A 20,652-nucleotide genomic window follows, 5' to 3' on the forward strand; every position below is an offset into this window, starting at 1 on the left:
GATCGACTCGACCTTCAACGCCTCGCAGCTGATCGGCCAGACCCAGAATGTCGTCAACATGAATGGCAACAACACGGCCTTTGCCGACGACATCAAGTCCCACGTGAGCTCAACGCAGAACGCCCAGAACAACATCTATCGTTGAAGCCACCGCCGCCCTCCCGGCGTGCCGGGCAGGGCGGCCCTTTTCTTGCCGCAGGGCCTTCATTTACAGGTTGGATCGCGCCGCTAGCGGATACACAATGCATGCATGGCGAGTTGATGGCGCGGCTCCTTCGTATTCGGGCCGTGACTGACCCGGCGCAGCTGGCGCCGGCGATGTGGCTGACGGGGGCCGGTGCCCGCCGGGTCATGTTCAGCCCGCTGACGCTCGCAGGAGGCGATCGTGCCAGACCATTCCCCCCCGTTTGTCGTGCGCGGTGCGCGCGCCGCTTTGCGGCGATGCCTGACGGCTGGCGCCTGCCTGCTGGTGCTGGCAGCTTGCGCCGACTTTCGTCCGCCGGTGTACCAGCGGCCGGAAACGCCGGCCAAGCCTGACTGGGCGCGCCAGGGATCGATCACGGTTTCGCCGTCGGACACGATCGTGCCGAACTGGTGGCAGGCGTTCCGGGATCCGTACCTCGATGGACTGGTCGACAAGGCAATCGCGGGCAACTATGACATCAAGGTGCTGGCCGCGCGCATCAAGGTGGCGGGCGCGCAGATTGCCGAGGTCAGGGCCGGCGCGCTGCCGGTCTTCGACTTGGGTGCCGGCGCGAGCTTCGAGAAGAGCACAGGCACGCCGCTCGTCAAGAGCTACAACCTCGGCACCCAGGTCAACTGGGACATCGATATCTGGGGCAAGGTGGAAAAGGGGGTGCAGGCCCAGACGGCCGAATTCAACGCGACCGAAGCGGATTGGCGTGCCGGCTACCTCACCCTGGTCTCCAACGTGTCCATCACCTACTTCCAGATCCTGCAGTTCGACGAACAGATCGATCAGCAGAGCAAGACACTGGTGAGGAACAAGCAGATCCTCACCACCTACCAGGCCATGGTCCAGAACGGCCTGATCCCGAAGATCCGCGTGATGCAGCAGCAGGCCGAGATCAACCGGCTCACCAAGGACCTGCTCGAGTTGCGCCGCTCGCGCGATATTTCCGAGAATGCGCTGGCCACGCTGGTGGGCGTGCCGGCTGGCGTGTTCAAGGTGCCGGCCGGGCGACTGCAGGAGCGGGTGCAACTGCCGGCGGTGCCGGCGGGCCTGCCGTCGCAGTTGCTCTCGCGGCGCCCTGACATCGTGGCGGCGGAATATCGCGTGCTCGAGTCCGTCAACCTGGTCGGCCAGGCGCGCCTGGCGCAGCTGCCCAGCGTCAGCCTGACGGGCCGCGGCGGCACGGCGAGTTTTGCGCTGAGCGACCTGTTGAAGTCGTTCACCTTCGGCTTCATGCCGAGCATCAACCTGCCCATGCTGGACCCGGGCGTGCGTGCCCGGGTGAAGACCTCGGAGGCACAGACCAAGGTGGCAGAGAACGAATATGGCCGCACCGTGATTACGGCGTTCGAGGAAGTGGAGAACGCGCTGGTCAATGTCGACGCGCACAAAAAGCAACGCGTGGAACTGCAGCAGCAGGTAGCGCAACTACGCGTGGTGTCGGCGCAGATCGAGGCGCAGCTGAAGGAAGGCGTGGTGTCCCAGCTCGATGTATTCGAGACCGAGCGATCGCTGCTGAGCGCGCAACAGGAATTGTTGGCCAACCACCAACAAATCCTGGCTGACACTGTCACCCTCTACAAGGCACTTGGTGGCGGGTGGCCAAGCACCGAGGTGAGCAACGCGCCGAAAGAGGCGTCGCAACAGATCGCGAAGTAAGGGGCTGCAACCCGTTGCGCACGCAAGCCGGGCAAGCCCGGCAAGGCGCGAAATACGCTGCCGGCGGACGTTTGACTACGGGCAAGCGTGGCCTACTATGTCCTTAGTCAACACGTTCACGACGCAGCGGGCCGCACAGGCTCGCGCCGTCGCCATGAAACATGGCTTGCCACTGGCGTACGCGTCATGGCACGCGCTGTTGGTGGTATCGAAACATGGCTCCAGACGAAGCTCTGATTGTCGAGATGCGGGCAAAGGTGGGGCAGGCGTTCGATATCGTGCTCGAAGCCATCTCCAACCCTGAGCTCGGCGAGATCCGCATCGACGAGAGCCTGTTCGCCGTGGGCCGCGCGGAAGCGCCTTTCGCCGCATACCCGGCCGACGTGGCCGCAGTGCTCTCGCGCCGCCACGCGCGCATCTTTTCCGAGCATGGCGCGGCCTATATCGCGGATCTGGGCAGCAAGAACGGCACCACCGTCAATGGCGCGACCGTGGCACAGCAGCCAGCCAGGCTGCGCGACGGCGATGAACTACGCTTCGGCGCTGCGCTGTCCTACCGGGTGCGCTTGCATTCGCGCGCGCCAGTCCAGGCACAGAGCCAGACGCCGATTGTGCTGACGCTTGTGCCTGAGCGCGACGATCTTGGCCTGCAGCCGATCGAGGTAGCTGGATTTCCCTTCCTGATCAGCAAGGCGGACGAGACTTTCTCCCGCTACAAGGAGGTCTATCCGCACCAGGTGAACTATGTCTCGCGCCGTCATGCGCACATCTTCCTGAAGGGGAACGATCCATTTGTCGAAGACCTCGGCAGCACCAACGGGACCTTCGTCAACGGCAAGCGGGTGGATGAGCACGCGGTCGCGCTCGGCGAGAGAGATCTCCTCGCGTTCGGCGGCAATCATTTTGTCTATCGGGTAGGCATACGCAACGAGGCCACCGCCACCACCGACGCAACCCTCACCAGTTCGATCCCGCCGCCGCCCGATGGCGCCGAAGTGCCTGCCCAGGGCCCGGCGGCGGCATTGGCCCCGCCGGCAGCTGCACCCACCGCGGCGCCAGAACCCGCCGCCCCGACGCACGATCCCGACAAGACCACGTTCGTCGCCGCTGCTGGCTCCTTCCTGGATATTTTCTGCGTCGACTACGCCGCGCAGCAGGAAGACGAGGTCAATCAGGAGGCATTGCCCCAGCCGGAAGGCGAAGGTGGCGCGACGGACAAGCCGCGTGCACAGGGCAAGTTCGCGCTCGTCATGGGCAGGCTAGGCAGCAGTTTTGGCGCTTCGGAGCGCGCTGGCCTGAAGCGCGCGGCGCGCTGGGGCGGTGTCGTGGCCGTGGCGGTCGTGGCGCTGCTGCTCTTCCTGTTCTTGCGCGGCGCCCCCGAGCGCGAGATGAGGTCCTTGATGGCCAGCGGCGACCATGCCCGCGCCGCGGCCGTAGCCGACGCGTATCTAGAGCGCCACCCGGACAATGCACAGTTCAGGGCGATGGGCACCGAGGCGCTGCTGCGCGACCAGGTGCCGGGATGGATCGCCAAGCTACAGGCGCGCGACTTCAATGGCGCCGAGGCGGCGCTGGCGCGCATGAAGACGCTCGGCGCGCACAATGCCGACGCGCGCGGCCTGCTGGAGGAGCTCGACTGGATTGGCCGGCTGAACCGCTTCGTGGCGGGCCGGGGAGGCGTGGACGCGCCGATCCGCATTTACACCGATGAGGCCAGCATCCGCGCGTTGCTCAAGCACTGGAATGACGACACTCCCGCCCACCAGCGCGCGCTGGACCGCATTGCAGCCTATGTGGCGCAATTCAGGGAGCCATATGCCGATGCGCTCAGCTATGTGCGCAAGCTGCAAAGCGACGACTCGGTCTACCTGGCCGCCGTCGACCGCTTGAATGCATCGCTGGCCACCGGGTTGGCGGGCGAGCATCCCGAAGCGCTGCAGGCCGTGCTGGCGGACTACGCGGAGAAGTATCCAAGGCTCGCCGGCATGGATCGCCTCAAGGAGGACCTGCGGCAGTACATCGCGCTGGACAGTGCGGCACGCGCGGCGGCACTGGGCCCGCTGATGGCCCAGATGGCCAAGGCCAGCTTTTCCACGCCGCCCTTCCAGGCGCGCTTTCGCGTACTGGCGGCCAGCCGCCTGCCGACGCCGGAACTGGTGCGGCAGTACGCCGAGGTGGACAAGGCCTGGCGCGCGGGGGATAGCGCCAAGGCGTTCGCCGGGCTGCAAGCGATAAAGACGGGGCCATGGGCCGCGGCCGTTGCCAAGGACCTCGCGCGCAAGCAGGCCGTCGCCGCGCAGTTCGCCGAGCTGCAGAAGGCGCGCGGCGGCAATGGCAACGAGGATGCCTTGCTGTCGTTCTACGCCATGCTCGATCCCGCGGAGGATACCTATTTCCTCAAGGCGGTCGAGCCCGATGTGGCGGCGATACACGATGCGGCGATCCGGCGCGCGCAGGAACTGATGAACGCCGCGCTTGCGTCGTGGCGCCAGTATCGCCGCGATGGCGCCATCGGCGGCGAGCAGCGGCTGGAGTCCGACATCTCCGCCAAATTCCGCGCGCAGGCACGCCTGCTGTCCAATGCCAGCGCGCAGGCGCACCAGGGCATGCGCATCTACGCGCAACTGAAGGTTGGCGATACGGCGCAATGGAGCCAGGTCCAGGCGGATATCGATTCGGAGACGGAGCTGCAGCGGCGTTCCCTGCAGGAATTGCGCATGGTGCTGAGCCCGGCGCTGCTCAAGTCCAAGCTGGCATTGATTGGAGGGGAGGGTGATGAAGGACGACAGCCGAGACAATCGCCTTAAGCCGCTGTCCGAGGCGCTCGAGGACCACAGCGCTGAGGGCATCGCCATTCTCAGCGCGGAGCCCTGGAAGCTGATGCAGATCTCCGTGCTGGTCATGGTGTCGCTGGTCGTCTGCGCGCTGGTCTGGTCGTTCGTGGGCCACGCGGATGTGATCGTGTCCGCGGACGGCACCCTCGCGCCGGAGTCGGAAGTGCGGCGGTTCTACGCGCCGGTCGATGGAGAACTGGCGGATCTCTATGTGGCCGAGGGCCAGCCGGTGAACAAGGACGACGTGCTGGCGCGGCTGAATGCGCGCGGCGCGATCGAGGCCGCCACCAACGCGCTGGAGGCGCAGCTCAAGCTGCAGGATTCCGAGCGCGAGTGGAAGCAGTTTCCCGACAAGAAGCTGTTGATGGAGCGCAAGGCGGCGGCGTTGAAGCAGCAGATCGATGTGGCGGAGCGCCTGCACGAGAATCGTACTGCGGAGGGCACCACCCGGCTCGCGGAGCAGCAGCGGGCACAGTTGCAGCAGGCGCGCAGCAACCTGGACAGCGCGCGGCGGGCTCGTGAATTCGCACGCCAGGAGCAGGACCGCTATGCCCGCCTGTTTGCGCTGGCGGGTGGCGGCGGGGTCTCGCAGTTGCAGGTGGAGAGCAAGCGGATTGCGGCTGTGGAAGCGGAGAACGCGCTGCAGATTGCCCAGTCGCGGCTGGCGGAGCTGGATTCCAAGCTGAGCCAGGAATTCAACCAGGCCACCGTGCAACTCGAAGGCAGCAGCCAGGAGCTGACCAACCTGCGCATCCAGTACGACGCCGCGCTGCGCGAGATAGCCAATACGGAAGACAAGCTGCGCCTGCAGGTGCAGACCGCGCGGCTGGTTGCCGAGGCGGCGGCGCGCATCCGTTTCGAGAATATCGACAAGGACAACTTCCTGCTGATCCTGGCGCCCGTGGCGGGCGTGATCACCGATGTCAGCTCCACGCAGCGCGGTGACAAGGTCCTGGCCAATGCGCCATTGGGCGGCATCGCGCCCAAGAACGCGCGCCCCGTGCTCAAGATCGAGATTGCCGAGCGCGATCGCGCCTTCCTGCGCGAGGGCTTGCCCGTGAAGCTGAAATTCAACGCCTTTCCCTACCAGCGCTATGGTTTGATCGCCGGCACGCTCGAGTACATCTCGCCGGCGACCAAGCTGGCGGGGCCGAACAAGCAACCGGTATACGAGGGGCGGGTCCGGCTGGCGCAAGACTACTACACGGTGGCGGAAAACAAATACCCGCTGCGCTACGGTATGACCGCCACGGCGGAAATCGTGGTGCGCGAGCGGCGCCTGATCGACCTGGGGCTGGATCCGTTCCGGCAGGTGGCGGGCTGAAGCAAGCGGAGGGCTGAAGCAAGCGGATAGAGGCAAGGATTGGAAGGTGGGTGGAGACGCGTCGGCGGCCCGCACTTGCGGGCCGGCGGATTTTGGCGAATGGGAACAATCAAGGAGCTGACGAGATGACAGCGATTGTGCGGGTCGACGATGAAGTCATCGGGGTCGAGGAATTCATCCGTGTCCTGAAGCTCACGGGCCAATTCGAAGGGCTGATCGAGCAGATCGTCAGGGACAAGCTCACGGTGCACGCGGCGAAGAAGCAGGGCATCACCGTGTCGCCGGAGGAAATCCAGGAACGCGCCGATCAGTTCCGCCGCGTGCAGGGTTTGCACCGCGCGACGGAGATGAACCACTACCTCGATGTGCTCGGTGTGAGCCTGGACGAGTTCGAGGCGTTCGTGACCGATAGCCTCTACCAGGAAAAGATGCTCGCCGAGGTGGCCAGCGACAAGGCCGTGGAGGGCTACTTCAAGCTGCACTCGCCGAAGTTCGACAGCATCGAGGTGAGCCATATCGTGGTGGACGCCGAGGGCAAGGCAAAGGAGCTGATCTCCTACCTGCGGGACGATCCCGACAGCTTTGCCGAGATGGCGCGCGAGCACTCCATCGCGGACACGAAAGAGCAGGGCGGCGCAATCGGCAAGGTCTTGCGCGGCTCACTGAAGACGGATATCGAAGCCAAGGTGTTCAACGCCGCCACCGGCGACCTGCTCGGTCCGTTCCCGTCCCAGGACCGCTCCTTCTTCGAGATCTTCATGGTGAGCGCCAAGCATCCCGCCACGCTCGATGCCGATGTGGCGGCGGAGGTGCGCCGGCTCCTGCGTGAAGACTGGCTGATGGCCAGGGCGCAGGAACACGTCATCGAAGCGCGCTAGCCGCGAGGGCCCAGACGCATATGGAAGCCAGCCCCGAACTGCATCCGCTCGCCGACTTTCTGGCTGGCGTGGAAATACTCTCGCCGTTCTCACGCGAGGAAATGGAGCGGCTGGCGGAGCATGCGCAATCGCTTTCATACGGCTTTGGCGAGACCATCTGCAATGCAGGCGAGCCGGCCGACGGGCTCTTCATCATCAAGTCGGGGTCAGTGCGCATCTTCAACGAAGACAATGGCAAGGAAGTCAGCCTGGGCGTGCGCAAGGCACGCGAGGTGTTCGCCGACATTGCCATGCTGCGCGAGTACCGGCACGAATCCTCGGTGCGGTCTTCCGCCAAGACCGAGTTGCTCTATATTCCGCGCAGCGTGACCGAGCCCATGATCGCGCAGAATCCGGCGGCGATGGCCTTTGTCGCCAGCTATGTGGCGATCAGTTCGGCTGGCGGCTTTGTTGCCCGGCTGTTCGACCTGCGCGGCAAGCTCGACAAGAGCGAGCTGGAGGAGGCCGTGCGCAGCGTGGGCGTGAAGCGCGTGTCCGCCGGCAAGGAGATCCTGAAGCAGGATGCACGGGAAGACCGCCGCCTGTACGTGGTGCGCCAGGGCGAAGTCCGCATCGTGCGGACCGAGGAGGGCGTCGAGTATCCGCTGGCGACCTTGCGCCAGGGCGACATTTTTGGCGAGCGCGCCTGCGTGATGCGCCAGGAACAGATCGCGTCGGCTATCGCCGGCACGGATGCGCGGCTGCTGGTGATTCCGGAAAAGACCGTGCAGCTGATCCTGGAGCGAAATCCCAAGCTGCGCGAAGTGCTGGAGGAGCGCATCCGCTTTATCGACCGGGAGCTGCACCGGCAAAAGAAGATGGCCGAGCGGCGCAAGCATCCAGTGATGCTCGACCTGCGCTCGAAGCCGGAGTTCGGCGAACGCGTGATCCGCCGCTTCGCCCTGGTCGAGCAAGCCGAGGAGATGGATTGCGGCGCTGCCTGCCTGGCGATGATCTGCCGCCATCACGGCATCCCGATGACGCTCGGCAAGCTGCGAGAGCTGGCCAATGTGACCACGCAAGGCGCCACGCTGGACAGCCTGGCCCGCGCCGGCGAGTCGCTCGGCTTTACCACGCGCGGCGTGCAGTGCACGCATGATTCCCTGCTGGGTTTCGAGCTGCCGTTTATCGTGCACTGGGAGGGCTACCACTACGTGGTGGTCTACGGCGTATCCAAGCGCTGGGTGTGGGTGGCCGATCCGGCCCTCGGATTTCGCAAGATGGGCGTGGAGGAGTTCGAGCGCGGGTGGAGCGGCACCTGCCTGCTTTTCACCTCCGGCGAAAGCATGGCGCAACTGGCGGTGGCGCGTTCGCCCTGGCTGCGCTTCATCGGCTACCTGGCGCCGTACAAACGGATCCTCGCACACCTGTTCATGGCGACCTTCGTGATCCAGGTGCTGGGCGTGGTGCCGCCCCTGATCATCCAGAACATCCTGGACGGCGTGGTGGTGCACCAGAACATGGGCCTGCTGAACCTGCTGATACTTGGGCTGATCGTCTCCAGCGTGTTCTCGCAACTGATGAGTTCGGTGCGGGCGTATCTCGCCAACTTCATGGTGCGCAATATGGACTTCGCCATGATGTCGCACTTCTTCAAGCACACCTTGTCGCTGCCGTTTTCCTTCTTCGCCAAGCGCAAGACGGGCGACATCTTCGCCCGCTTCCAGGAGAACCAGACCATCCGCGCCTTCCTGACCGAGTCCACGGTGACGACGGCGCTCAACCTGCTGATGGTGTTTATCTATTTCACCATCATGTTTCTCTACAACGTCAAGATGACGCTGGTGCTGATCGCCTTCGTGGTTCCGATTGCGATCCTGACGATCGTGGCAACGCCAAAGGTAAAGGCCTTCGCGCGCGAGGTGTTCACCACCACGACCGATGCGCGGTCGTACCTGATGGAGACGCTGGGCGGAGTGGAGACGGTCAAGGGCATGGGCATTGAGCGCCCGGTGCGCCTGAAGTGGGAGAAGAAGTACGCCAAGGCGCTGGAGGTCCAGTACAGGGCGCAGGCGTTCCATATCCTGGTGGGGCTGGCCAGCCAGTTGCTCAATGCTGCGACCACCATCGCCGTGCTGTGGGTGGGCGCCAACCTGGTGCTGCAGCGCGAGCTCACCGTCGGCCAGCTCATTGCCTTCAACGCATTCATGGGCAGCGTGCTGGCGCCGTTGATGGGGCTGGTGGCATTGTGGGGCCAGCTCAACGATGCCGGCGTGGCGATGGAGCGCCTGGGCGACGTGCTGGACCTCGATCCGGAGCAAAAGCCGGAGGAACTGGCGTCGCGCGTGATGCTGCCGGACCTGCAGGGCGAGATCAGCCTGGAGGGCGTCTACTTCCGCTACGGCGGGGCCGAAACGCCCTACGTGCTGGAGAACATCAGTTTCAGCATCAAGCCCGGCGAATTGCTGGCCATCGTGGGGCGCAGCGGCTCGGGCAAGACCACGCTGGCCAAGATGCTGGTGGGGTTCTACGTGCCCACGGAAGGCAAGATCACCGTGGATGGCTACGACCTCAGCGTGATCGACAAGGAGTACTACCGCGCGCAGATCGGCTACGTGATGCAGAGCAACCTGCTGTTCTCGGGCACCATTGCCGAGAACATCGCCTGCGGCGACGACAGCCCGGATCGCCGCCATATCGAGGAAGTCGCCAAGATGGCCGACGCCCACGCGTTCATCAGCAAGCTGCCGCTGGGCTACGAGCAGGTGGTGGGCGAGCGCGGCGTGGGTTTGTCCGGCGGACAGATCCAGCGGCTGTGCATTGCCCGCGCGCTTTATCACGATCCACGCCTGCTGGTCTTCGACGAGGCAACCTCGGCGCTGGACACGCAATCGGAGAGCAACATCCTTGGCAACATGCAGGAGATCCTGCAAGGCCGCACCGCCGTGATCATCGCGCACCGCCTGAGCACCATCATGCGCGCGGACAAGATCCTGGTGCTGTACGAAGGGGCCATCGTCGAGCAGGGGCGGCATGAGGAACTGCTGGAGCGCAAGGGCATGTACTACCAACTGGTGCAGAAGCAGTTGAGTTCAGAGTGAGCGCGGTTGCACTGCCCCGGGCGCTGCGGGGGTTGCAATGGCGCATCTGGCCTATCTGCCGTAATGCGACGCATGGGGGAGCGCGACATGAAGCTGTTCAACCAGGGGGGCTCCGTCGGGTCGGCCATCTCCTATGCCGGGCTGATCGAGAAGATCGAGATCCTGCGCTCTACGCTGCGCTGGGCCTCCAAGCTCGAGCGCAACGAGATCGAGAAGCTGCTCAAGCAGGCCACCACGCTGCGCGACGAGGTGATGCAGCTGTCGCACAAGGAGCGCTTTGTGCAGGCGGCCGTGGCAGAGCCGATGCCAGCCGACCTGGCGCCACGCGAGCGTCGCCAGGCGCTGCTGGAGCGCAGCTTTATATTTGAGGGCACCTTCGGCGACAACCCCAAGCTGCTGGAGGCGCTGGAGATCGCCGAGAAGGCTGCGCCCACCGATTTGCCCGTGCTGATCGATGGCGAGAGTGGCACGGGCAAGGAGCTGATGGCCAAGGTGATCCATGCCAACGGCTCCAGGACGGACAAGCCCTATATCTCGGTGAACTGCGGGGCGATCCCGGAGAACCTGCTGGAGTCGGAGCTGTTCGGCCACAAGAAGGGCGCCTTCACGGGCGCGGCCAACGATCGCCGCGGCAAGTTCGAGAGCGCGCATACCGGGACCATCTTCCTCGACGAGATCGGCGAGTTGCCGCTCACCGGGCAGGTCAAGCTGCTGCGCGTGCTGGAGTCGCATGAGATCCAGCGGGTCGGCTCCGACGAGACCATCTCGGTGGACACGCGCATCGTAGCGGCCACCAACCGGGACCTGCGGCGCCTGAGCGAGGAGGGCAAGTTTCGCGAAGACCTGTTCTACCGCCTCAGCGTGATCCACGTCACGCTGCCGCCGCTGCGCGAGCGGCGCGATGAAATCGCCTTGCTGGTAGCGTATTTCGGCGACGAGGCGGCCGGCGCGTTAAAGCGCCGTCCCATCAAGCTGACGCCGCGCCTGCGCGACTTCCTCATGAATTACGCCTATCCCGGCAACATCCGCGAGTTGCGCAACCTGATGTACCGGATCTCCTGCCTCGCCGGCGACACGGCCGATCTCGAGCATCTTCCGCAGGATCTGCGCCCCAAGCCATCGGCGCCGGCGTTGGTGGCCAGCGGCGCCGCGGCACCGCTCGTGGTGGATGCGTCCACGGCCACCTCGCTCAGCGAAGCCAAGCGCGCCGCCAGCGATGAAGCCGAACGCGCATTTCTCGAGCGGGGATTGCAGGAAGTCGGCGGCACGGTAGCGGAGCTGGCCAGGCGCTTCGACATGAATCGCTCGCACCTGCAGATGCTGCTGAAGAAGCACGGCATCCATTCCAAGGATTTCCGCAACCAGGGCGCGGCGCAGGGCGGCAAGGCGCGGTAAGCAGCGCAAAGGCGTGGTGAGCCGGGAGCCAGGCTACAGCGCTGGATTCACCATAGTCTTGTCCGAGGCGTAGAGATCCTCGGCGCGCGCCACCACCGCCGAGATATTGTCGTGGCCGCCGCGGCCCAGCGCCGCGGTCACCAGCGCCTGTGCCGCCAGCTCGCAATCGCCGCAGGCCAGCACGCTGGCGATCTCCGGGTCCCGCAGCTCGTTGCTCAGGCCGTCGCTGCAGAGCAGGAAGATATCGGCATCGGCGACTTCCACCCAGGTCTGGTCCAGTTCCAGCGCCGTGTTCGCGCCTACCGCGCGGGTGATGGTGTTGTGCGCAGGGTGATGCACGGCTTCTTCCGCGGTAATCAGGCCGCGTGCCTTGAGTTCTTCCACGCGGCTGTGGTCCCGGGTCAGCTGGGTCAGGTGCGCGTCCCGGTACAGGTAGATGCGGCTGTCGCCCGCCCACAGGCAGCCACAGAAGCGTTCGCACGCCATCAGCACCACCACCGTGCTGCCAATGCGCCGGACCTGCCGGCGCGCCGCTTCCTCCAGCAACTCGCGATTGACCTCCTGCAAGGCGGTGCGCGCCTCGTCGAGCAAGCTCTCGAGGCTTTGCGGCAGCGGCAGACGGGATAGCGTCTCCACGACGAGGTTGCTGGCGTAGTCGCCAACCGCATGGCCGCCCATGCCGTCCGCCACCACCCAGAGCCCTCGCTCCGGCTGGGCCAGGCAGGCATCCTCATTGCGCTCCCGTACGAGGCCGACATCGGTGCGAGCGGCTGAAGTCCAGCGGAATTGCGATGCACAGGTCACGATCATCTCCGGTGTTCGGGCGAGCTAGGACGCCGCGACGCCACGCCAGTGCCTGGGCGGCATTGGCGTGGCAGGCGGTGCATTGCCGGACCGTGCGGGCCGCGTGCGAACCGGGCTACATCCGGCCGTCGTTCCTTGCCCCTTGTCCCGCTTGCACATTGATGTTCGCGCCGGGCGCCGTATTGCGAACGTCGATGTTCTGGAACTGGTTAACCATCTGATCAGCATAGAAGCTGTTGTTGATCTCGTAAAAGTTGACGACGGGCCCAATGCTTTGCCGGGGCGGGGAGTAGGGCTGGATCCAGCCGAATACCCACGGCGCGCCGCCGCCCCGGATGGCCGCCATGGCCTGGCCGTCCAGCGTGCGGTTGGTGTAGAGGTCTTTGATGGTGAGCGCCGCCATGATGGTCTCCGGTGCGTGGGTTCGGTAGGGGCTGTGTTGCGGTCCGTGGCTTCTTGCCATGCTTCTACATAGCAAAGCGCATGCCAGTGATGCGGCTGAGTCGGCTCAGTGGCGCAAGTGCTTGAATTTGCTGTGTTTTCCCTCCGCGTTGGCGATTCCGGGCTGATCTCGGACTTCGCGGCAGGGCCTGAAGCGTTGGCGCAATGCCAACATCCTCCGCCGGTATGGTGGGGGAACACCACCGCTTTGCCTCGGGCTCGCCGTCCCTTTGCCGTCTTGCGTGAAGTCGCGCCACAGCGCGCTGCCACTGCCACCGAATCCACTTCGTCACGCGCTCACCGTGTCCGGATCCCCTCTGATGGCATGCCGCCAACACTATTGGCATCAAGCTGTTGGCTGGCCGGAGACGCTTTTCCCCTGCCTGGCCGGTTGAAAATCCCGCAATCCTTTGATCTGCCTGGGACTGCGGCGGGTGGCACGGTTGATGCGGATGGTATGGCAACCAGCAGGCAATGCCTGCAGCAAGCAAACAGATCAGAGGCAGCCATGAACCACCAACACCAACAACAAGACCAGGCCATCGATGCCGACCTGCCCCTGGGCGCACACCTGGTCACGGAACGCCGCGGCTATGCCCATCACGGCATCTATATCGGCGAAGGCAAGGTGGTCCATTACGCCGGCTTTGCCGGCTCGCTCCATCGCGGCCCGGTGGAAGAAACCACGGTGGAAGCCTTCGCGGCTGGCCACCCCGTCACCGTGAAGGCCAATCCCTGCGCCAGGTATGTCGGCCTGGACGCAGTTGCGCGCGCCCGCTCCCGTCTCGGTGAAGACAACTACCGGCTCCTGACCAACAACTGCGAGCACTTCTGCACCTGGTGTCTGCTTGGCGAAGGCCGCAGCGAGCAAGTGGAAGCCTGCCTGCACCACCCGTCCATGGCCGTGCAGACCGTCGCCAACCTGCTCAGGACGTTTCTCGAAACCGAGTTCAAGGGCGCGCACCTCGGCGCCGGTGCTGTTTAACGCTTGATCCTAGAGCCAGCCAAGTCAAGGAGACTGACATGCAAACCGCCAAGATATCCCTGCGTGGGCTGATCGACAAATGGCTCGGCCCCAACCTGGCCGCGCCCGCGCGGATCACCCGCGTGCGCAGTTCGCGGGCTTGCCGCAGCGGCTGCATCCGGGTGGATGTGGCCCGCCCGTCGGGGCAGTTGTCGATGTTCTTCTTCCGTCATGACGACGGGTGCTGGTGCGTATTCCCGCCTGCGCTCAGGGTGGGCTGAAGTGCATGCGTTGCGCCTTTACGCCTTTACCTATTCTGAATGCCGTCAGGTGACGCGCGCCAGGGTCACACGTAAGCATTTGTTCGCAGGCTGGACGCTCCCGCGGGCCCGCCAATAAGATCGTCCGGATTTTTCCCAGCCTGGCTTTGCCCTTGCGATGCCAAAGCCGCACTTTTGATCACCGGTTGCGATGGCCGGACGAACCCTTCGGATTGATGCTAGCGAATCGCTCGACCTCGCCCGGAAAGGCGCATTTTCCCAAGATACTTCTCGCCCTGGCCGGCGCCACACTGGTTCTCTGCGCCTGCGGTGGCGGCGATGGCGGCGGTAGCGGGCCCGCCACGCCCGCAGCGGCAGGCGCAACGAGCAATGCCGGCGCTGCGGCCGCTGCCCCCAGCACCAGCCAGACGGTGCCCGCCACCGCAGTGACGGCCTGCTTCACCGTGACCGGCAACGCCGCTGCGGCTTCGGGCGCATCCGGCGTCAGCATCCTGCCCGCGCGCGGCGCGGCCGGCGTGACCGCCTATCACGTGCTCGGCGAGCCCAAGACCGCAGGCCTTTGCTACGCCAACTTCCGTCGCGTGCAGGTCGGGCTTCCCGCGCTGGAAGCGCAGGATGCCATCGGCGTCGCCGCGCAAAACCATAGCAACTACATGCTCTGGAACCAGACGCTTGGTCATGACGAGAATGCCGCCGCGCGGGGCTACACCGGCGCCACGCCGGATGCACGCGTGCAAGCGCTGTACCCGACCGGCGCCACAGCGGAGGTCGTCGGGGGCGCCACGAAATGGAGCTCGGATCCCAACGCGATCCTGGTGCTGGCGTCCAACGACGCCTTGGTGGCCGACCTGTTCGATGCGCCACTCCATCGCGCCACCTTGCTGGGCAGCTACAAGTCCGCGGGGGCCGGCTATGCCGAGCAGAAGAGCACGGCTTCGGGCGGTGCCACGGCATCGTTCTACCAAACTATCGACCTGGCCGATGCCACCATGCCCGGCACCAGCGACCAGATGGTGGCGTATCCCTACGCCGGCCAGGCGGACGTGCCGACCAGCTGGGTGAACAATGAAAGCCCCAATCCCGCGCCGGGCTACCAGAACCAGACGCTTGGCTACCCCATCACCCTGCAAGCCATCGACCGCAGCCAGGCGTTTAACGCGGACACCTTCGTGGTGACCGATGCGCAAGGCAACAACGTCAACTGCCTGAAGGTGGATGCGCGCAGCCCCAACCTGTCCGGTGCGGCTGCCGGCGCTGCGGTCTGTACGCCTCTCGCGCCGCTCGCGAGCGGGACGCGGTACAACGTGAGCGTCAGCGGCCAGCTGGCTGGCAAGCCGCTCAATCTGAGTTGGTCGTTCGTCACCCGGTGAATTTGGCGGGACAGGGGCCTTGTTCTGGTCACGGGACGATATGTCCATCTATGATTGCCTCATGCCCAAGCGTTTAGGAGCGGCGAGATGGAGCGACAGTTCGAGTATGGCGGCTATGCCGTGGTGGCCCGCGCTGTTCCGGTAGCTGGCGGAGGCTTTACGGCGATGGTCGTGATCGCCGACTCGTTCGGCGAAACGCCGCAGCCTTCGTTCGAGGAAGAGGCTGGCGTGGCGGGGACCGCGGAAGCTGCAATTGCCCTGGCAGAAGCCGCAGCCATGCGAGCCATCGACGCGGGGCAGGTGAACTAGCTGCGCGCCACCCTGACTATCGTGCTGGGCAGCCCTTGGCCAGACTTTGCACAGGTGCGCTTGCCACGACTTAAATGGCGGCTGCTGGTTCAGCCTGACGCCCGACCGGGCGTGCAGACCGACCCCTCCGGCGATCGGGGGCGGCGTGTCGTACACTCTTGTGCTTTCACTCGCGGCGTGAGCGTTTCCCTATCTTGTTGATTTGCGACCGACGGCAGGTGCGGGTCGGGTTAAATTGACGGGGAATGCCCTGGAATGGGCACTAGTGCGCGCGTTGGCCGACGGCCGCTGTCGGCCAGCCACCAAGAAGCGATTCGCGAATGTCCCCTCACAGGGCGGACAAGAAACGTTCGTCGACAATGCTTCGAGCTTCCGCAGTCCGCTCTTGACAGGTAGTCCCGCGCGCTGCCTGGTTGCCGCCGACCGAAAGGTCCTGCCCCATGGTCTGCATCAGGATCTCGTGGATTCGCTCACACCATTCCCGGAGGAAGTTTCGGGACGCGTGCCGACTTGATAGTGACGCGCTCGTCATGGTGATGGCGCATTGCTGTTTCAGCGAAGCCGCCCCGGGTCACGAACTTGTTGATACGAGAAGCCCCAGTCATTTCGACGCCGGCCGCCTGGTCGTTGCCTGTGGTTTGGCAATAGTTCGTGCGATTTCGCACAGAGCAAGAAATAGCGAGTCACTAGTCTGGATGATCAGGACACGCCGTTGCTTCGAACGGTGTGCACCGGTCTCCGTGGAGCATTGGATGGATCGCTTTCACCTGTTCGACGCGTCGTTCTGCCCCAGCGTGACCATGGGACGCGTACCCATTTATAGCGGCACGCCCGAGTGCGCCGCGGCGTCGCAAATGACCGCATTTACCACGGCCCTGCAGGCATACACCGGCCAAGTCTTCAATAACTACGATACGCTACACGATTTCTCGGTACGGGAGTACCGGACGTTCTGGCAATGCTTCGTGCAGTGGTCGCAGGGCCTCGCGTGGTCCGGCAGCACCGAGCCGGTCTGCGTCGGCGACGATTGCGAGCATGCACGCTTCTTCCCGCAGGTCCAACTGAACTACGCGGACAACCTGCTTGGCCTGGCGGTAGCGACGCCCGACACACCTGCACTGACCGCATGTCACGCAGATGGCCGACGTGTACGCCTGACCCGCGGCGAACTGCGCAATCGAGTAGCTCGTCTCGCGCATGCTCTCTCGGAGTTGGGGCTGCGCGATGGGGACCGCGTGGTTGGTGTGATGCGCAACGACGCAGATGCGGTCGTTGCCGCGCTGGCCGTCACCGCGCTCGGTGCAACGCTGTCGACCGCTGCGGCCGAAATGAGCGTCGAGACGATCCTCGATCGCTTCGCGCCGCTAGCGCCGCGGCTGCTGTTCGCGCACGCTGCGCAGCGGGCGTTCGACACGGGCATGTCGCTGGCGGATAACATCGCCGATCTGGCTGCTGCGTTACCGTCGCTGCAGGGCGTCGTCCGGCTCGACGACGGAACCTTGCCGGACACCGTCAAGCAGCGAGTCTATTCGCTTGGCGAACTGATCGACAGCGGCGATGCCGGGAGCTTCGTGTGGCGGCGCTTCCCGTTTAACCATCCGCTTTTCATCATGTTCTCGTCGGGCACCACCGGCAAGCCGAAGTGCATTGTGCACGGCGCCGGCGGCAGCCTGCTCGAGCATCTGAAGGAGCATCGGCTGCACTGCGACCTGCGGCCCGGCGATCGATTGTACTTTCACACCACCTGCGCGTGGATGATGTGGAACTGGCAGTTGTCGGCGCTCGCGTCCGGGGCCGAGATCGTTACGTATGACGGCCCGATCTCGACGGTCGATGCGTTGTGGCGCCTCGTCGCCGACGAGCGCGTCACCGTGTTCGGCACAAGTCCCGCTTACCTGAAGATGTGTGAGGACGCGGGCTTGGCGCCAGGGCAGCAATTCGATCTCGGCGCACTACGCGCGATGATGTCGACCGGTGCGGTGTTGTTCGATGCGCAGTTCGAATGGGTACGCGATCACGTGAAGCCGCTGCCCCTGCAGTCGATCTCGGGCGGCACGGACATTCTCGGCTGCTTTGTGCTGGGGAACCCGAACCTGCCGATCTATGCGGGGGAAGCCCAATGCAAGAGCCTTGCGCTCGATGTTCAGGCGTGGGAACAGGGGGGGCGCACCAGCCGAATCGGCGAGCTGGTCTGCGCGAATCCGTTTCCGTCACGTCCGCTCGGTTTTTTTGGCGACACGGACGGTAAGAGGTTTCACGCTGCCTATTTCACCAGCAACGCAGGTGTCTGGACGCACGGCGATCGCATCGAATTTTCGCCGGAAGGCACTGCGCGGCTGCATGGCCGATCCGATGGCGTACTGAATGTTCGCGGCATCAACGTTGGTCCGGGCGAAATCTATCGTGTGCTGAGCGATATCCGGGACATTCGTGAGGCGCTGGTGGTCGAGCAGCGGCCACGCGCCGCGCCGCCTGACCGCACACACGCGCAAAGGTACGACCAGCGCATCGTGCTGCTGCTGGTCTTGCAGGATGGCGTCGCGCTGACCGGCGCGCTGGCCGCCCGAGTGCGCCGCGACCTAGCACGTCGTGCCTCGCCAACGCACGTGCCCGACCGGATCATCGCCGTCGATGAGTTGCCGGTCACGCATAGCGGCAAGCTGTCCGAAGCGGCCGCGCGCAATGCGGTCAACGGCTTGCCGGTCGGCAATGCCGCGGCGTTACGCAATCCCGGATGCCTCGACGCGATCCGGAACCATCCGGCACTGAACCTGGCGGCGCGCGAATTGCCACCCGCCGGCGAGTCCCGCGATCAACTAGAACGTCATTTGCAGGTGCTGTGGGAGAAACTGTTCGACTTCGCGCCGATCGGTCGCGACGACAATTTCTTCGACCTGGGTGGCCATTCGCTGCTCGCAGCGCGGTTGCTCGCCGACGTGCATCAGTCGACCGGGCGCACGATTCCACTCGCGACGCTGCTGATCGCGCCGACGATCGCGCGCCTCGCCGCGGCGATCGACGAGGGCGCACCGCCGCCGCCGTCGCCGATCCTCGTGCCCGTGCGCGCCGGCACCGGGACGCCGCTATTCCTCGTGCATGGCTTGAGCGGCTCGGTGATGGAATGCTGGGGGCTGGTCTGCGCGCTGCGTAGTCCGCGCCCGGTCTATGGACTGCAGGCACGAGGCCTGGATGGCGAGCAGCCGACACAGGGGCGCGTCGAAGACATGGCGGCCAGCTACATCGAACAGATGCGCACCGTGCAGCCGGGCGGACCGTACGCGCTGGCCGGCTACTCGTTGGGCGGGCTGGTCGCGTTCGAGATTGCGCAACAGCTGAGGCGCGCTGGCGAGCACATCGAATTCCTGTGCCTGCTCGATACCTATGTGCACGAGCATTTCCTGCCATGGAATGCTTGGATGCGGCACCGCTGCAGCTATCTGGGCGAGCGGTGGCGCAAGCTTCGCGCGGTGCCTGCGTCGCAGCTTTCCGGTTACCTGACGGACATGCTCGGGAGGGCGGCCGATCGCGTGCGGATGAGCCGCGGGCGCATGACGCGCCGGCCAGACCCCTTCACCGAATCGTTGCCGCCTGCGCTTCGGCGCGTGCGCGAAACGATGGGGCTAGCAATGGCGACCTACCGGCCGCGGCCGTATCACGCGGGCCCGATTGTCTATGTGCGCGCGACGATTCGACAGCAGGATCGCGGCGATCCGATATCGCTGTGGCGGCGTGTCGCGCGCGGCGGCCTGATGATTGCCGAAGTGCCCAGTAGCCATGGCGATATGATCGTCGAACCGAACTTGCAGGTCGTCGCGGCGCTACTGGACGAGGGGTTGGCAAACCCGTGACGCGGCGGGCGTGTTTCATGAGACGCCGCAAGGCGTGAACGGGGATCGAACGGCATGCAGCACGATATTGTCACCGCACGAAACGCGGGACGTACCGCGTCTCTTTTACTGCCTGATCGGAGCCGCCTCTCGTTGCCGGAAAGAGCCGTGCATGTGTGGGTACTGAATGACGCTCTTATCGGGCCAGCATGTTCGACGCTCGCCCACACGCTTTCGCCAGATGAGCGACAGCGTGCCCGAGCCTACAGACACGAAAGGAATCGCAATGACTTCATTGCCCGGCGGAGCCTTCTCCGCTGGCTGATCGGCGGCTATCTGACCTGCAATCCCGAATCCCTGCGCTTTAGTGTTACGCCGTTCGGCAAGCCCGCCTTGCAGTGGCCGCACGCTGCAAGGCTCGCATTCAGTGTTTCCCACACTGACGGGATGACGCTGCTCGCTTTCGCATGGGATTGCCGTGTCGGCGTGGACGTGGAGCGACGGATTGACGGCTTAAACGTTGCGGGCATTGGACGCGGGATATTCTCTCCGATCGAGGAGGAGGCGCTTGACCCGACGCGACCCGATTCGGCTGCAACCCTGCTCAGTATCTGGACCCGAAAGGAAGCTCTGCTGAAGGCGCTCGGCATGGGTCTCTCCGGCGAGCCGAACGCCTATACGACAGAAGACGATTTGCTACTCGGCGAGGGCCGCTGGTGTGCTTCGCATAACGGCACAACCATTTCCGGCTGGACGTGTCTCGACCTCGTCCTCGGGCCGGGAGTCCGCGCAGCGCTAGCCGTGTCGCTCGAAGACGCAAGCGTCACCCTCCACCGTTGCACGTTATCGGCCTGGGCAAACAGCTGACCAATTCGACGGCAATGCCGGATTAACGCTGGGCCTATGAGATGCGCGATCGAACAACCAGGAAGACACATCTGGATGTTTGTCTCGGAGTGCAAAATCTGCCGTGCACTTTTGCCCCATGAACGCCAACGTCATGACGGACTGGAATGGATCAAAAGCCGCGTTGACCGGCCGTTCCTGGCCGATCGCGCCAATTGAGGCACGGTTCCCAATGCTCTTCACGAAGGGGCGGGCGGCGCTGGTGGAAGTGGCGCAGCGCGCGGCGTATGAGGTCAGGCTGGAGGCAGCGGCACGGGCGTGTAGGTAGGCTGGACAGGGTGACGCAAGACGGCGCGCACCGGCCCGCATACTTGCCTCACTTGGTGCGAGGCGTTGCGTAGGGCGTAACGAGTTCAAAGCAATCAAAAAGCGCTGCGGACTTCTTTG

The 20,652-nt window shown here is 64.8% G+C and carries 14 protein-coding genes; 12 read left to right on the forward strand and 2 right to left on the reverse strand.

Annotation, left to right across the window (positions count from 1 at the left end):
* Positions 1-412: 412 nt before the first annotated feature.
* The 6 genes from ACYP5B_RS12390 to ACYP5B_RS12415 all read left to right on the forward strand — a co-directional run bounded on the left by ACYP5B_RS12390 (position 413) and on the right by ACYP5B_RS12415 (position 11,363).
* A complete protein-coding gene (locus ACYP5B_RS12390) occupies positions 413-1,852 on the forward strand; it encodes an efflux transporter outer membrane subunit (RefSeq protein ID WP_400101918.1) in 1,440 nt (479 codons plus the stop codon).
* Positions 1,853-2,067: 215 nt separating this feature from the next.
* Entirely contained in the window at positions 2,068-4,659 is a 2,592-nt protein-coding gene (locus ACYP5B_RS12395) for an FHA domain-containing protein (RefSeq protein WP_459569807.1), read from the forward strand.
* A complete protein-coding gene (locus ACYP5B_RS12400; RefSeq protein ID WP_400101904.1) occupies positions 4,628-6,010 on the forward strand; it encodes an HlyD family efflux transporter periplasmic adaptor subunit in 1,383 nt (460 codons plus the stop codon). Before ACYP5B_RS12395 ends, ACYP5B_RS12400 begins: the two co-directional genes overlap by 32 nt.
* 125 nt (positions 6,011-6,135) lie before the next feature.
* Complete coding sequence (locus tag ACYP5B_RS12405) at positions 6,136-6,888, forward strand: peptidylprolyl isomerase (protein ID WP_267603546.1); 753 nt, start codon at positions 6,136-6,138, stop codon at positions 6,886-6,888.
* A 20-nt stretch (positions 6,889-6,908) separates the two neighbouring features.
* Positions 6,909-9,968 carry a peptidase domain-containing ABC transporter gene (locus ACYP5B_RS12410; protein ID WP_400101907.1) on the forward strand — a complete coding sequence of 1,020 codons (3,060 nt, stop codon included), beginning with the start codon at positions 6,909-6,911 and terminating at the stop codon, positions 9,966-9,968.
* 87 nt (positions 9,969-10,055) lie between these two features.
* Complete coding sequence (locus tag ACYP5B_RS12415; protein WP_400101909.1) at positions 10,056-11,363, forward strand: sigma-54 interaction domain-containing protein; 1,308 nt, start codon at positions 10,056-10,058, stop codon at positions 11,361-11,363.
* A gap of 33 nt (positions 11,364-11,396) precedes the next feature.
* Here ACYP5B_RS12415 and ACYP5B_RS12420 read toward each other — a convergent pair whose 3' ends face one another.
* Together ACYP5B_RS12420 and ACYP5B_RS12425 are read right to left on the reverse strand one after the other, a co-directional pair.
* On the reverse strand, positions 11,397-12,167 hold the full coding sequence (locus ACYP5B_RS12420) for a PP2C family protein-serine/threonine phosphatase (RefSeq protein WP_400101911.1): 771 nt from the start codon (positions 12,165-12,167) through the stop codon (positions 11,397-11,399).
* Between the two features lie 115 nt (positions 12,168-12,282).
* Positions 12,283-12,570 carry a hypothetical protein gene (locus ACYP5B_RS12425; RefSeq protein ID WP_400101912.1) on the reverse strand — a complete coding sequence of 96 codons (288 nt, stop codon included), beginning with the start codon at positions 12,568-12,570 and terminating at the stop codon, positions 12,283-12,285.
* Positions 12,571-13,116: 546 nt separating this feature from the next.
* Here ACYP5B_RS12425 and ACYP5B_RS12430 point away from each other — a divergent pair.
* The 6 genes from ACYP5B_RS12430 (at position 13,117) to ACYP5B_RS12455 (ending at position 20,226) form a co-directional block, all read left to right on the forward strand.
* Complete coding sequence (locus ACYP5B_RS12430) at positions 13,117-13,593, forward strand: lecithin retinol acyltransferase family protein (RefSeq protein ID WP_459569809.1); 477 nt, start codon at positions 13,117-13,119, stop codon at positions 13,591-13,593.
* Between the two features lie 38 nt (positions 13,594-13,631).
* Positions 13,632-13,853 (forward strand): hypothetical protein, encoded by a 222-nt coding sequence (locus ACYP5B_RS12435; RefSeq protein WP_267603541.1) that lies wholly within the window; start codon positions 13,632-13,634, stop codon positions 13,851-13,853.
* A gap of 215 nt (positions 13,854-14,068) precedes the next feature.
* Complete coding sequence (locus ACYP5B_RS12440; protein ID WP_459569810.1) at positions 14,069-15,223, forward strand: CAP domain-containing protein; 1,155 nt, start codon at positions 14,069-14,071, stop codon at positions 15,221-15,223.
* Between the two features lie 87 nt (positions 15,224-15,310).
* A complete protein-coding gene (locus tag ACYP5B_RS12445) occupies positions 15,311-15,532 on the forward strand; it encodes a hypothetical protein (RefSeq protein ID WP_267603539.1) in 222 nt (73 codons plus the stop codon).
* Positions 15,533-16,284: 752 nt separating this feature from the next.
* On the forward strand, positions 16,285-19,380 hold the full coding sequence (locus ACYP5B_RS12450; RefSeq protein WP_459569812.1) for an acetoacetate--CoA ligase: 3,096 nt from the start codon (positions 16,285-16,287) through the stop codon (positions 19,378-19,380).
* A gap of 54 nt (positions 19,381-19,434) precedes the next feature.
* Complete coding sequence (locus ACYP5B_RS12455) at positions 19,435-20,226, forward strand: 4'-phosphopantetheinyl transferase family protein (protein WP_459569813.1); 792 nt, start codon at positions 19,435-19,437, stop codon at positions 20,224-20,226.
* The last annotated feature ends 426 nt before the right edge of the window (positions 20,227-20,652 follow it).

Source organism: Cupriavidus sp. 8B (assembly GCF_054589115.1).

What these genes read in the sequence shown, in the direction of transcription:
- ACYP5B_RS12395 (WP_459569807.1), top strand. Translation starts at nt 2,068, where the DNA reads ATGGCTCCAGACGAAGCTCTGATTGTCGAGATGCGGGCAAAGGTGGGG.
- ACYP5B_RS12400 (WP_400101904.1), top strand. Translation starts at nt 4,628, where the DNA reads ATGAAGGACGACAGCCGAGACAATCGCCTTAAGCCGCTGTCCGAGGCG.
- ACYP5B_RS12405 (WP_267603546.1), top strand. Translation starts at nt 6,136, where the DNA reads ATGACAGCGATTGTGCGGGTCGACGATGAAGTCATCGGGGTCGAGGAA.
- ACYP5B_RS12410 (WP_400101907.1), top strand. Translation starts at nt 6,909, where the DNA reads ATGGAAGCCAGCCCCGAACTGCATCCGCTCGCCGACTTTCTGGCTGGC.
- ACYP5B_RS12415 (WP_400101909.1), top strand. Translation starts at nt 10,056, where the DNA reads ATGAAGCTGTTCAACCAGGGGGGCTCCGTCGGGTCGGCCATCTCCTAT.
- ACYP5B_RS12425 (WP_400101912.1), bottom strand. Translation starts at nt 12,570, where the DNA reads ATGGCGGCGCTCACCATCAAAGACCTCTACACCAACCGCACGCTGGAC.
- ACYP5B_RS12430 (WP_459569809.1), top strand. Translation starts at nt 13,117, where the DNA reads ATGAACCACCAACACCAACAACAAGACCAGGCCATCGATGCCGACCTG.
- ACYP5B_RS12435 (WP_267603541.1), top strand. Translation starts at nt 13,632, where the DNA reads ATGCAAACCGCCAAGATATCCCTGCGTGGGCTGATCGACAAATGGCTC.
- ACYP5B_RS12440 (WP_459569810.1), top strand. Translation starts at nt 14,069, where the DNA reads ATGCTAGCGAATCGCTCGACCTCGCCCGGAAAGGCGCATTTTCCCAAG.
- ACYP5B_RS12445 (WP_267603539.1), top strand. Translation starts at nt 15,311, where the DNA reads ATGGAGCGACAGTTCGAGTATGGCGGCTATGCCGTGGTGGCCCGCGCT.
- ACYP5B_RS12450 (WP_459569812.1), top strand. Translation starts at nt 16,285, where the DNA reads ATGGATCGCTTTCACCTGTTCGACGCGTCGTTCTGCCCCAGCGTGACC.
- ACYP5B_RS12455 (WP_459569813.1), top strand. Translation starts at nt 19,435, where the DNA reads ATGCAGCACGATATTGTCACCGCACGAAACGCGGGACGTACCGCGTCT.